Here is a 12,701-nt window from a genome sequence, read left to right as displayed (position 1 = left end):
CTCTTAACTCTTGCGCGCATGACGGCTACGAACGATGAACTTCGCCGTAGACTTGTTGCGACGCGTGCGCTTGCCCTTGGTCGGCTTACCCCACGGGGTAACCGGATGACGGCCACCGGAGGTACGGCCTTCACCACCACCGTGCGGATGGTCGACCGGGTTCATGGCAACACCGCGGGTGTGCGGACGAATGCCAAGCCAGCGGGAACGACCAGCCTTGCCGAGGTTGATGTTGCCGTGGTCCGGGTTGGACACGGCACCGATGGAGGCCATGCAGGTGCCCAGCACGCGGCGCTGTTCGCCCGACATCAGGCGCAGCACGGTGTAGCCCTGGTCGCGACCGACGATCTGCACGAAGGCACCGGCGGAACGGGCGATCTGACCGCCCTTGCCCGGCTTCAGCTCGACGTTGTGCACGATCGTGCCCACCGGGATCGAGGCCAGCGGCATCGCGTTGCCCGGCTTCACGTCGACGGACTGACCGGAGACGACGGTGTCGCCGGCTGCCAGACGCTGCGGCGCCAGGATGTAGGCCAGCTCGCCGTCCGCATAGCGGATCAGGGCGATGAAGGCGGTGCGGTTCGGGTCATACTCGAGCCGCTCGACGGTGGCCGGAACGTCGAACTTGCGACGCTTGAAGTCCACCAGACGGTAGCTGCGCTTGTGACCACCACCGACGTTGCGGGCGGTGAGACGGCCCAGGTTGTTGCGGCCACCGGTCTTGTTCAGGCCTTCGGTCAGGGTCTTGACCGGCTTGCCCTTCCAGAGGTCGGCGCGGTCCACCTGAACCAGCTGGCGCCGGCCCGGGGACGTGGGGTTGAAGGTCTTAAGTGCCATTGTTTCCTGTCCCCGCCTCAGAGCCCGGTGGTCACGTCGATCGACTGACCTTCGGCAAGCGTCACGACAGCCTTCTTGACGTCAGACTGCTGGCCGAGACGGCCACGGAAGCGCTTCAGCTTGCCCTTGCGGACCAGAGTGTTCACCGCAGTGACCTTGACCCCGAACAGGGCTTCGACCGCTGCCTTGATTTCCGGCTTGGTCGCCGACTGGGCGACCTTGAAGACCACCTTGTTCTGCTCGGCAGCCATGGTCGCCTTCTCGGTGATCACCGGGCTGACGATCTTGTCGTAGTGAGCGATCTTGCTCATTTGAAGCGCTCCTCGATGGCCGACACCGCAGCCTTGGTCAGGACCAGGGTGTTGCGACGCAGGACGTCGTAGACGTTGATGCCCTGAACCGGCAGCACGTCGATCGACGGGATGTTGCGGGCGGCAAGCGCGAAGTTCGCATCCAGCTCGGCACCGTCGATGATCAGGGCGTTCGCCAGACCCAGCTTGCCGAACTTTTCCTTCAGCATCTTGGTCTTGGCCTCAGCGGCCTTGGCATCCTCGACGACGATCAGCGAACCGGCCTTCACCTTGGACGACAGCGCATGGGCGAGACCCAGGGCGCGCACCTTCTTCGGCAGGTCATGGGCGTGGTCACGGACGACCGGACCGAACGCCTTGCCACCACCGCGGAACTGCGGCGCCTTGCGGTTGCCGTGACGCGCACCGCCCGAGCCCTTCTGGCGCACGAACTTCTTCGTGGTGCCAGACACTTCCGAGCGGCCCTTCGCCTTGTGGGTCCCGGCCTGACGCTTGGCAAGCTGCCAGCGAACGACGCGGTGGATCAGATCCGTGCGCGGCTCGAGACCGAAGATCTCGTCCGACACCGTGATCGAACCGGCGGCCGAACCTTCGAGGGTTTTGACCTCAAGTTCCATCACTCACTCTCCTTGACCGTGGCTGCCGCGTCGACGGTCCGGAACGCGCCCGGAACCGGCACGCCTTCCGGCAGCGCCTTCTTGACGGCGTCGCGAACCAGGATCCAGCCGCCCTTCGCGCCCGGGACGGAGCCCTCGACCATGATGAGGCCGCGCTCCACGTCCGTGCGGACAACCTTGAGGTTCTGCGTGGTCACGCGGACATCGCCCATGTGACCAGCCATCTTCTTGCCCTTGAACACCTTGCCCGGGTCCTGACGCTGGCCGGTCGAACCGTGCGAGCGGTGGGACACCGAGTTACCGTGCGAAGCGCGGCCACCACCGAAGTTGTGGCGCTTCATGACACCGGCAAAGCCCTTACCGATCGAGGTGCCCGTCACGTCGACGAACTGGCCTGCGACATAGTGGTCAGCGGTGATCTCGGCGCCGACGTCAATCAGGTTGCCCTGGCTGACGCGGAATTCGGCGAGCGTGCGCTTCGGCTCGACCTTGGCGACGGCAAAATGACCGCGCATCGCCTTCGGCGTGTTCTTGACCTTGGCAGCACCAGCGCCGAGCTGCAGCGCGGTGTAGCCGTTCTTTTCGTCAGTGCGGTGAGCAACGACCTGGCAATTTTCCAGCCGCAACACAGTGACCGGAACATGCTCGCCGGCATCATTATAGATGCGCGTCATGCCCACCTTCTGAGCGATCACTCCAGAACGCATTGGCGTATCCCCTTCGATCCGACTCAGAGCTTGATCTCGACGTCGACACCGGCCGCGAGATCGAGCTTCATGAGAGCATCGACCGTCTGCGGGGTCGGATCGACGATGTCGAGAAGGCGCTTGTGCGTGCGCATCTCGAACTGATCGCGGCTTTTCTTGTCGATATGCGGGCCGCGAAGCACGGTGTACTTCTCGATCCGCGTCGGCAGCGGCACGGGTCCCCGCACCTGCGCACCGGTCCGCTTCGCCGTGTTCACGATCTCCCGGGTGGAAGCATCAAGAATACGGTGATCGAATGCCTTGAGGCGGATCCGGATATTCTGACCGTTCATTTCAGATTTCCCGATTAGGCTGGTCCCCTGCCCTCCGCACCTCAGCGGAGGGCCGAGAACCAAGCCACTTACTCGATGATGGAGGCAACGACGCCGGCGCCGACGGTGCGGCCGCCTTCGCGGATGGCGAAGCGCAGGCCTTCTTCCATGGCGATCGGCACGATCAGCGACACGGTGACGGAGATGTTGTCACCCGGCATCACCATCTCGGTGCCTTCCGGCAGTTCCACGATGCCCGTCACGTCGGTCGTGCGGAAGTAGAACTGCGGACGATAGTTCGTGAAGAACGGCGTGTGACGGCCGCCTTCTTCCTTGGTCAGGATGTAGGCTTCGGCCTTGAACTTCTTGTGCGGCTTCACCGTACCCGGCTTGCACAGGACCTGGCCACGCTCAACGTCCTCACGGCCGATGCCGCGGATCAGCGCGCCGATGTTGTCGCCAGCCTGGCCCTGGTCCAGGAGCTTGCGGAACATCTCGACGCCCGTCACGGTCGTCTTCTTGGTGTCGCGGATGCCGACGATCTCGACTTCCTCGCCAACCTTCACGATGCCGCGCTCGACGCGACCGGTCACCACGGTGCCACGGCCGGAGATCGAGAACACGTCTTCGATCGGCATCAGGAACGGCTGGTCGATCGGACGCTCCGGGGTCGGGATGTAGGCGTCGACAGCGTCCATCAGGGCGCGGATCGCGTCACGGCCGATCGCCGCATCGCGGTTCTCGACAGCCGCCAGGGCCGAGCCCTTGACGATCGGAATGTCGTCGCCCGGGAAGTCGTAGGACGACAGCAGCTCGCGCAGCTCCATCTCCACGAGGTCCAGAAGCTCTTCGTCGTCGACCTGGTCGACCTTGTTCATGAACACCACCAGAGCCGGCACGCCGACCTGACGGGCGAGCAGGATGTGCTCGCGGGTCTGCGGCATCGGGCCGTCAGCGGCCGAGCACACCAGGATCGCGCCGTCCATCTGGGCGGCACCGGTGATCATGTTCTTCACGTAGTCGGCGTGACCCGGGCAGTCCACGTGGGCGTAGTGACGGTTGGCCGTCTCGTACTCGACGTGGGCGGTCGAGATCGTGATGCCGCGGGCCTTCTCTTCCGGCGCGGCGTCGATCTGGTCATAGGCCTTGGCGACAGCGCCGCCGACTTCCGCCAGCGTCATCGTGATCGCTGCGGTCAGCGTCGTCTTGCCGTGGTCAACGTGGCCGATCGTGCCAATGTTCACGTGCGGCTTCGTGCGCTCAAACTTTTCTTTTGCCATCGGATTTCTCCGCTTTCTCTAATTCTTGTTTAAGGACGGTGACTTGGTTCAGGCGTACTTCGCCTGAACCTGGTCTGCCACGGCCTGCGGCACCTGCTCGTAGTGATCGAACACCATCGAGTACTGTGCACGACCCTGCGACATCGAGCGCAGGTTGTTCACGTAGCCGAACATGTTGGCCAGCGGCACCATCGCGGTGATCGCGGTGACGACACCGCGGTCTTCGGTGCCGTTGATCTGGCCACGGCGGGAGTTCAGGTCGCCGATCACGTCGCCCATGTAGTCCGCCGGGGTCACGACCTCGACCTTCATGATCGGCTCGAGGAGCTTCGGAGCAGCCTTGGCGATCGCTTCACGGAAACCGGCGCGAGCGGCGATTTCGAAGGCGAGAACCGAGGAGTCCACATCGTGGTAGGCACCGTCGGTGAGGGTCGCCTTGATGTCGACCATCGGGAATCCGGCCAGCGGACCCGAGGACATGACGCTCTCGATACCCTTGGTGACGCCCGGGATGTATTCCTTCGGAACCGAACCACCAACGATCTGGCTCTCGAACTTGTACCCGCTGCCAACCTCGTTCGGCTCGATCACCAGCTTGACGCGGGCGAACTGGCCGGTACCACCGGTCTGCTTCTTGTGGGTGTAGTCGATCTCGGCGCGGCGGGTGATCGTCTCGCGATAGGCCACCTGCGGCGCACCGATGTTCGCCTCCACCTTGAACTCGCGACGCATGCGGTCGACGATGATGTCTAGGTGCAGTTCGCCCATGCCGGCGATGATCGTCTGGCCGCTTTCCTCGTCGGTCTTGACGCGGAAGGACGGATCCTCGGCCGCCAGGCGGTTGAGCGCGAGGCCCATCTTTTCCTGGTCGCCCTTGGTCTTCGGCTCGACAGCGATCTCGATCACCGGCTCCGGGAACTCCATGCGCTCGAGGATCACCGGCTTGTTCGGGTCACACAGGGTGTCGCCCGTGGTGGTGTCCTTGAGGCCCGCGATGGCAACGATGTCGCCGGCGTAGGCGATCTCGATGTCCTCACGGCTGTTGGCGTGCATCTGCATCATGCGGCCAACGCGTTCCTTCTTGTCCTTCACGGTGTTCTGCAGGGACGTGCCCTTGCTCAGAACGCCCGAGTAGATGCGGCAGAAGGTGAGCGAGCCGACGAACGGGTCGTTCATGATCTTGAACGCCAGCATGGACAGGGGCTCTTCGTCGCCGGACGTGCGGGTGATCTCACCCTCGGTCTTCGGGTCGATGCCCTTGATGGCCGGAACGTCGACCGGGCTCGGCAGGTAGTCCACCACGCCGTCGAGCAGCGGCTGAACGCCCTTGTTCTTGAAAGCCGAGCCAGCGAAGATCGGAACGAATTCGCCCCGAATGGTGCCCTTGCGGATCAGGGCCTTCAGCGTCTCGGCGTCCGGCTCGTTGCCCTCGAGGTAGGCTTCCATCGCGGCTTCGTCGACTTCGACGGCCGTCTCGATCATGGCGTCACGGAATTCCTGGGCCTTGTCGACCAGGTCAGCCGGGATCTCGACTTCGTCCCAGGCAGCGCCCAGGGTCTCGTCGCGCCAGATCAGCGCCTTCATCTTGATCAGGTCGACAACGCCGGCGAACTCGTTCTCGGCGCCGACCGGGATCTGCAGGCACAGGGCCTTGGCACCCAGACGGGTCTTGACCATCTCGACGCAGCGGTAGAAGTCCGCACCGAGCTTGTCCATCTTGTTGACGAAGATCATGCGCGGCACGCGGTACTTGTCCGCCTGGCGCCACACGGTCTCGGTCTGGGGCTCGACGCCGGCGTTGGCGTCCAGCAGGGCGACGGCACCGTCAAGCACGCGCAGCGAGCGCTCCACCTCGATGGTGAAGTCCACGTGACCCGGGGTGTCGATGATGTTCAGGCGCTTCTCGTTCCAGAAAGCGGTGGTCGCGGCGGACGTGATCGTGATGCCGCGTTCCTGTTCCTGCTCCATCCAGTCCATGGTGGCAGCGCCGTCATGGACTTCACCGATCTTGTGGCTCTTACCCGTGTAGTACAGGATGCGCTCGGTGGTCGTGGTCTTGCCGGCATCGATGTGCGCCATGATGCCGAAGTTGCGGTAGTCCTCGATCTTGTGCGTGCGAGACATGTCGTCAGCCCTTTACTAGGATTACCAGCGGTAGTGCGAGAAGGCGCGGTTCGCGTCCGCCATGCGGTGCGTGTCTTCGCGCTTCTTCACGGCCGAGCCGCGGTTGTTGGCCGCATCGAGCACTTCGCCCGACAGACGGTCGACCATGGTGGTCTCGTTGCGGTTGCGGGCCGCGGTGATGAGCCAGCGGATGGCCAGCGCCTGACGACGGTCAGCGCGGACTTCGACCGGAACCTGGTAGGTCGCACCACCGACGCGGCGGGAACGGACTTCCACCTGCGGCATCACGTTCTCGAGAGCGGCATGGAACACCTCGAGCGGGTTCACGCGGGCCTTCTTCTCGATCACGTCGAACGCGCCATAAACGATGCGCTCGGCGGTCGACTTCTTGCCATCATACATGATGGAGTTCATGAACTTCGTGACGATGATGTCACCGAACTTCGGGTCCGGATTGATCTCACGCTTCTCGGCGCGATGACGACGGGACATCTAAGCGCTCCTTACTTCGGCCGCTTCGCGCCGTACTTCGACCGGCGCTGCTTACGATTCTTGACGCCCTGCGTGTCGAGCACACCGCGGATGATGTGGTAGCGCACGCCCGGCAAGTCCTTGACGCGGCCGCCGCGGATCATCACCACGGAGTGTTCCTGCAGGTTGTGGCCTTCGCCCGGGATGTAACCGATGACTTCAAAGCCGTTGGTCAGACGCACCTTGGCGACCTTACGAAGCGCCGAGTTCGGCTTCTTCGGCGTCGTGGTGTAAACGCGGGTGCAAACGCCGCGCTTCTGCGGGCAGGCCTGCATGGCCGGCACCTTGTTCCGCTTCGGCGGGTCCTTCCGCGGCTTGCGGATCAGCTGGTTGATGGTCGGCATTCTGTGCCCTTTACCTCTGCCATCCAAAAATTCATCTGCAACCCTGATTTGCGCAGATTCCGCCCAAACGGAATCGCGCCTCAGCCATGTCGACCGACATGGGAGGCGCTGCGAAAACCAGAGGACCACGAGTTTAACCGCGGTCATGCAATCGACGCGTATTCGCCTTTGAACCCGGCAGCGTTTAAGTTTTCAGGTTCCTGCGTGGACCGCTGGAACGCATCAGGACTTACCGCCTGCCATCGGGATGCGCGGAACCTACCGACGGACCGCCCTCACGTCAAGGGAAATCTCGGGGAATCCTTGGGTTCGCGCCCCTGCCCGGACAAAGCCGGGCTCCTCCCGGCGAACTCCGTCACAAAGGGGCATTTTGGCCAAGTTTGACCCTGTTTCACGCAACTTTCTGTCCCTGACGATCGTTGTCCTGCGCCTGGCGCAAGTCCCGCATGCACTCGGGGCGGGCAATTCGTTAAGCCGGATTCGCCTCCGACGCGTGGCAGCGCGCTGATTCCCGCCCCTGTTTTCGCTTTGTCGGTTAACGACGCCTGAGTCTCGAAGGACGGATTCGCTGTCCGCGTGCAGGACCTGATTCACGGCCAGCCCCTGTCCCGGCGTCCCGCCGCGCGCATCCTCCCAGTCGTGGCGTCGGCGGCGCGTCCGTCCAACGGCGGCGTCACACCTGCGGTCCCTCCCTGCCGGCGCCAGGGGCCCCGCGCGGCCTGCGCACACGCCTCTCCTCTCCTCTCCTCTCCTCTCCTCTCCTCTCCTCTCCTCTCCTCTCCTCTCCTCTCCTCTCCTCTCCTCACCTATCCTCTTCTCTCCTCTCCCTGCTCTCCGCCGTCCGCGCCTGTCACTGTGGAACGCCAGACCGCCCCTCACCGGATCTGCCACGCGGCCCCCGATCGGCCCCCGGAACGGAAAAGGCCCCGCCGGGGTCGGCAGGGCCTTGCAGGGACGAAACGGGGCATCCGCGATCCGGCGTCAGGACCGGAAGGCAATCACCGCCACATTGCCCTCGAGGGCGTCCTGGTAGGCGTCCTCGTAGGTCGGATCATCGGGCTCGCCATCCAGCACGCCGATCTGGTCAAGTTCGGCCAGCGCGTAGTTGTTGAGCGACAGCGCTTCCAGCGTCGCCTGGACAGCCGTTTCCTCGTCCGGACGCGCCAGCAGCACGTGCACGGGAATGGCGTCCTGGGGCGCCCCCTCGCTGTCCTCCCAGACGCGGCCAACCACAATAAACACGAAGGGCGCGTCGCCCTCGTCATTGTCATTCATGGCCATCACGGCCTCCTTGCTGCTCGAAACGAAAAGGCCGCCAGTGCGGCGGCCTTTCCAGATCTTCCTGCCTTACTCGGCAGCGCCCGACAGATCCTCCAGCAGGCCCTCGGCCGCGCTGTCGTCGGAGCGCTTGCGGCGCTCCTCGAGGATGAGGTCGTCGCGGTGGGTCGCGATCTGACGGATGCGCTTCATCACGCCACCGGTACCGGCGGGGATCAGGCGACCGACGATCACGTTCTCCTTCAGGCCGACCAGCGGATCGGTCTTGCCGTTGACGGCGGCCTCGGTGAGGACGCGCGTCGTCTCCTGGAAGGAGGCGGCGGAGAAGAACGACCGGGTCTGCAGGCTCGCCTTGGTGATACCAAGCAGAACCGGCACGCCCTTGGCCGGGGTCTTCGCCTCGTCGATGATCCGCTCGTTGACTTCCTCGAAGTCGATGCGGTCCACCTGCTCGCCGGCGAAGAACTCCGTGTCACCCGCATCGGTGATCTCGATCTTCTGCAGCATCTGGCGAACGATCACCTCGATGTGCTTGTCGTTGATCACCACGCCCTGGAGACGATAGACTTCCTGGATCTCGTTGACGAGATAGGCCGCCAGCGCCTCCACGCCCTTGACCGCCAGGATGTCGTGCGGTGCCGGGTTGCCGTCGAGGATGTACTCGCCCTTCTCGATGACGTCGCCTTCCTGCAGATGGAAGTGCTTGCCCTTCGGGATCAGGTATTCCACCGGCTCCATCGACTCGTCATGCGGCTCGACGATGATGCGGCGCTTGTTCTTGTAGTCGCGACCGAAGCGGATCGTGCCGCTGACTTCCGCGATGATGGCGTGATCCTTCGGGCGACGGGCCTCGAAGAGTTCCGCCACGCGCGGCAGACCACCGGTGATGTCCTTGGTCTTGGCGCTTTCCAGCGGGATACGGGCAAGCACGTCACCCGCCTTCACGCGGCTGCCGGGCTGAACCGACAGAATGGCGTCCACGGACAGGAGCAGACGGGCGTCACCGCCACGGGCCAGCTTCGCCACCGAACCGTTCTCGGTCTTGATGACCACGGCCGGCTTCAGGTCCTGACCACGCTGCGAGGTCCGCCAGTCGATGACGACGCGCTTGGTGATGCCGGTCGCCTCGTCGGTGGTTTCCTGCACCGACGCACCGTCCACCAGATCCTCGAAGTCGACCACGCCATCCACTTCCGACAGCATCGGACGGGTGTACGGGTCCCACTCGGCGATCCGCTGGCCGCGCTTGACCGCATCGCCCTCGTCGACATGCAGCTTCGAGCCGTAGGTCACGCGATGGACCGCACGCTCGTTGCCGTCGCTGTCCACGACGACGATCGACATGTTGCGGACCATGGCAATCAGGTTGCCATCGCTGTCGCGGGCGACAGAGCGGTTGCGCATGCGGATCGAGCCGTCGACGTTGGACTCGATGAACGAGGAGTCCACCACCTGCGCCGTGCCACCGATGTGGAACGTGCGCATGGTGAGCTGGGTGCCCGGTTCACCGATCGACTGCGCGGCAATGACGCCGACAGCCTCGCCCATGTTCACCGGCGTGCCGCGAGCCAGGTCGCGGCCATAGCAGGTGCCGCAGACGCCGGTCTCGGTCTCGCAGGTGAGCACCGAACGGATCTTGATCTGCTGCACCTTGGCAGCCTCGATCAGCTCCACATCCTTCTCGTCGATCATGCGGCCCTTCGGCACGATGATCTCGCCGGTGGCGTGGTTGTAGACGTCTTCGGCCGCGGTACGACCGAGAACGCGCTGACCCAGGCTCGCGATCACCTGACCCGCGTCCACGATCGCCTGAACGGTGATGCCGTTCTGCGAGCCGCAATCGCGCTCGATGATGATCGAATCCTGCGCCACGTCCACGAGACGACGGGTGAGGTAACCCGAGTTCGCGGTCTTGAGCGCGGTGTCGGCCAGACCCTTGCGGGCGCCGTGCGTCGAGTTGAAGTACTCGAGCACCGAGAGGCCTTCCTTGAAGTTCGAGATGATCGGGTTCTCGATGATCTCGCCCGACGGCTTGGCCATCAGGCCGCGCATGCCGGCCAGCTGCTTCATCTGGGCCGGAGAGCCACGCGCGCCGGAGTGGGACATCATGTAGACCGAGTTCATCGGCTTCTGACGACCCGTCTCCTCGTCGACCTGAACCGCCTGAATGCGCTTCATCATCTCGTCGGCGACGCGGTCGGTGCACTTGGCCCAGGCGTCAACGACCTTGTTGTACTTCTCGCCCTGGGTGATCAGGCCGTCGTTGTACTGCTGCTCGTACTCGGCCACGGCCGCAGCGGTCTCGGCCACCAGCTTCTGCTTGGTGTCCGGGATCACCATGTCGTCCTTGCCGAACGAGATGCCGGCGCGGCAGGCGTTGACGAAGCCGAGCTGCATGATGCGGTCGCAGAAAATGACCGTCTCCTTCTGACCGCAGGCGCGGTAGACGGTGTCGATCATCCGCGAGATTTCCTTCTTCGTCATCAGCTTGTTGCAGGTGTCGAAGGGAACCTCGTGATGCCGCGGCAGGATTTCCGCGATCATCATGCGGCCGGGCGTGGTCTCGTGGATCTGCGTGACCGGGTTGCCATGCTCGTCCACGGTCTTGAAGCGACCGCGGATCTTCGTGTGCAGCGTGATCACCTTGTTGGCGATCGCGTGCTGGATCTCGCCCATGTTGCCGAAGGCCATGCCCTGGCCCGGCTCGTTCTCCGCCATGATCGACAGATAGTAGAGGCCAAGGACGATGTCCTGCGAGGGAACGATGATCGGGCCACCGTTCGCCGGATGCAGGATGTTGTTGGTCGACATCATCAGCGTGCGCGCTTCGAGCTGGGCTTCCAGCGACAGCGGCACGTGCACGGCCATCTGGTCACCGTCGAAGTCGGCGTTGAAGGCCGAGCAGACGAGCGGATGCAGCTGGATGGCCTTGCCCTCGATGAGGATCGGCTCGAACGCCTGGATGCCCAGACGGTGCAGGGTCGGCGCGCGGTTGAGGAGCACCGGATGCTCGCGGATCACCTCATCGAGGATGTCCCAGACTTCCGGACGCTCCTTCTCCACCAGCTTCTTCGCCTGCTTCACGGTCGAGGAGAAGCCCTTGGCGTCGAGGCGCGAATAGATGAAGGGCTTGAACAGCTCCAGCGCCATCTTCTTCGGCAGGCCGCACTGGTGCAGCTTCAGCTCCGGACCCACGGTGATCACCGAACGGCCGGAATAGTCGACGCGCTTGCCGAGCAGGTTCTGGCGGAAGCGGCCCTGCTTGCCCTTGAGCATGTCGGACAGCGACTTCAGCGGACGCTTGTTGGCGCCGGTGATGACGCGGCCGCGGCGGCCGTTGTCGAACAGGGCGTCAACGGACTCCTGCAGCATGCGCTTCTCGTTGCGGATGATGATGTCCGGCGCGCGCAGCTCGATGAGACGCTTCAGGCGGTTGTTGCGGTTGATCACGCGGCGGTACAGATCGTTCAGATCCGAGGTCGCGAAGCGGCCGCCGTCCAGCGGGACGAGCGGACGCAGATCCGGCGGGATCACCGGGATCACGGTCATGATCATCCATTCCGGGCGGTTGCCGGACTCCATGAAGGCCTCGATGACCTTCAGCCGCTTGGCGAGCTTCTTCGGCTTCAGCTCCGTGGTCGCCTCGGCGATCTCGACGCGCAGCTTCTCGCTCTCGCGCTCGAGGTCGAGCGACATCAGCAGCTCACGGATCGCCTCGGCACCGATCATGGCCGTGAAGGCGTCCTCGCCGTACTCGTCCTGCGCGGTCAGGTACTCTTCTTCCGTGAGCAGCTGGTGCTGCTTCAGCGGGGTCAGGCCCGGCTCGAGAACCACATAGTTCTCGAAGTACAGCACGCGCTCCAGGTCCTTCAGCGTCATGTCGAGCAGAAGGCCGATGCGCGAGGGCAGCGACTTCAGGAACCAGATGTGGGCGACCGGCGCGGCCAGCTCGATGTGGCCCATGCGCTCGCGGCGCACGCGCGACAGGGTCACTTCCACGCCGCACTTTTCGCAGATGACGCCCTTGTACTTCATGCGCTTGTACTTGCCGCACAAGCACTCGTAGTCCTTGATCGGGCCAAAGATGCGCGCACAGAACAGGCCGTCACGTTCCGGCTTGAACGTGCGGTAGTTGATCGTTTCCGGCTTTTTGATCTCGCCAAAAGACCAGGACATGATCTTTTCGGGGCTGGCGAGCGAGATCCGGATCTGATCGAAGGTCTGCGCAGGAGCCTGCTGGTTGAACAGGTTCATGACCTCATGATTCATGGGCTCTCTCCTTCGATGCACGGATGGGGAGCGGGCTCAGTGGCCCGCCCCCCGCAACCGGCTCGGTAAGTCCTGTTTCGGTCGTATAAATG

General features: G+C 63.9%; 11 protein-coding genes. All 11 read right to left on the bottom strand.

All coding sequences use genetic code 11. The features are described from left to right. Window positions 1–3: 3 nt before the first annotated feature. Entirely contained in the window at window positions 4–837 is an 834-nt protein-coding gene (gene rplB / locus GWI72_RS03500) for a 50S ribosomal protein L2 (RefSeq protein ID WP_161675656.1), read from the bottom strand. A gap of 17 nt (window positions 838–854) precedes the next feature. Beyond that, window positions 855–1,148, bottom strand: a complete 294-nt coding sequence (locus tag GWI72_RS03495; protein ID WP_161675655.1) for a 50S ribosomal protein L23 — start codon at window positions 1,146–1,148, stop codon at window positions 855–857. After that, entirely contained in the window at window positions 1,145–1,765 is a 621-nt protein-coding gene (rplD, locus tag GWI72_RS03490) for a 50S ribosomal protein L4 (protein ID WP_161675654.1), read from the bottom strand. Before rplD ends, GWI72_RS03495 begins: the two co-directional genes overlap by 4 nt. Then, on the bottom strand, window positions 1,765–2,472 hold the full coding sequence (gene rplC, locus GWI72_RS03485) for a 50S ribosomal protein L3 (protein WP_161675653.1): 708 nt from the start codon (window positions 2,470–2,472) through the stop codon (window positions 1,765–1,767). Before rplC ends, rplD begins: the two co-directional genes overlap by 1 nt. A 23-nt stretch (window positions 2,473–2,495) precedes the next feature. After that, entirely contained in the window at window positions 2,496–2,804 is a 309-nt protein-coding gene (rpsJ, locus tag GWI72_RS03480) for a 30S ribosomal protein S10 (protein WP_013652482.1), read from the bottom strand. Between the two features lie 68 nt (window positions 2,805–2,872). Further along, entirely contained in the window at window positions 2,873–4,063 is a 1,191-nt protein-coding gene (tuf, locus tag GWI72_RS03475; RefSeq protein ID WP_161675642.1) for an elongation factor Tu, read from the bottom strand. A 48-nt stretch (window positions 4,064–4,111) separates the two neighbouring features. Beyond that, a complete protein-coding gene (gene fusA / locus GWI72_RS03470) occupies window positions 4,112–6,187 on the bottom strand; it encodes an elongation factor G (protein ID WP_161675652.1) in 2,076 nt (691 codons plus the stop codon). 21 nt (window positions 6,188–6,208) lie between these two features. Further along, window positions 6,209–6,679 carry a 30S ribosomal protein S7 gene (gene rpsG / locus GWI72_RS03465; protein ID WP_161675651.1) on the bottom strand — a complete coding sequence of 157 codons (471 nt, stop codon included), beginning with the start codon at window positions 6,677–6,679 and terminating at the stop codon, window positions 6,209–6,211. Window positions 6,680–6,690: 11 nt separating this feature from the next. After that, window positions 6,691–7,062, bottom strand: coding sequence for a 30S ribosomal protein S12 (rpsL, locus tag GWI72_RS03460; protein WP_106755153.1), 372 nt, complete (start codon window positions 7,060–7,062; stop codon window positions 6,691–6,693). A 981-nt stretch (window positions 7,063–8,043) separates the two neighbouring features. Next, window positions 8,044–8,343, bottom strand: a complete 300-nt coding sequence (locus tag GWI72_RS03455) for a regulator (protein WP_348272635.1) — start codon at window positions 8,341–8,343, stop codon at window positions 8,044–8,046. 66 nt (window positions 8,344–8,409) lie between these two features. Beyond that, on the bottom strand, window positions 8,410–12,609 hold the full coding sequence (gene rpoC, locus GWI72_RS03450; RefSeq protein WP_161707869.1) for a DNA-directed RNA polymerase subunit beta': 4,200 nt from the start codon (window positions 12,607–12,609) through the stop codon (window positions 8,410–8,412). Window positions 12,610–12,701 lie beyond the last annotated feature (92 nt).

This window comes from Pannonibacter sp. XCT-53 (assembly GCF_009915765.1).
Classification (GTDB): domain Bacteria; phylum Pseudomonadota; class Alphaproteobacteria; order Rhizobiales; family Stappiaceae; genus Pannonibacter; species Pannonibacter tanglangensis.
This window is presented reverse-complemented; position numbering and strand designations above follow the sequence as displayed.

Coding starts and splice junctions, on each gene's coding strand:
- rplB (WP_161675656.1), bottom strand. CDS start 837: ATGGCACTTAAGACCTTCAACCCCACGTCCCCGGGCCGGCGCCAGCTG.
- GWI72_RS03495 (WP_161675655.1), bottom strand. CDS start 1,148: ATGAGCAAGATCGCTCACTACGACAAGATCGTCAGCCCGGTGATCACC.
- rplD (WP_161675654.1), bottom strand. CDS start 1,765: ATGGAACTTGAGGTCAAAACCCTCGAAGGTTCGGCCGCCGGTTCGATC.
- rplC (WP_161675653.1), bottom strand. CDS start 2,472: ATGCGTTCTGGAGTGATCGCTCAGAAGGTGGGCATGACGCGCATCTAT.
- rpsJ (WP_013652482.1), bottom strand. CDS start 2,804: ATGAACGGTCAGAATATCCGGATCCGCCTCAAGGCATTCGATCACCGT.
- tuf (WP_161675642.1), bottom strand. CDS start 4,063: ATGGCAAAAGAAAAGTTTGAGCGCACGAAGCCGCACGTGAACATTGGC.
- fusA (WP_161675652.1), bottom strand. CDS start 6,187: ATGTCTCGCACGCACAAGATCGAGGACTACCGCAACTTCGGCATCATG.
- rpsG (WP_161675651.1), bottom strand. CDS start 6,679: ATGTCCCGTCGTCATCGCGCCGAGAAGCGTGAGATCAATCCGGACCCG.
- rpsL (WP_106755153.1), bottom strand. CDS start 7,062: ATGCCGACCATCAACCAGCTGATCCGCAAGCCGCGGAAGGACCCGCCG.
- GWI72_RS03455 (WP_348272635.1), bottom strand. CDS start 8,343: ATGGCCATGAATGACAATGACGAGGGCGACGCGCCCTTCGTGTTTATT.
- rpoC (WP_161707869.1), bottom strand. CDS start 12,609: ATGAATCATGAGGTCATGAACCTGTTCAACCAGCAGGCTCCTGCGCAG.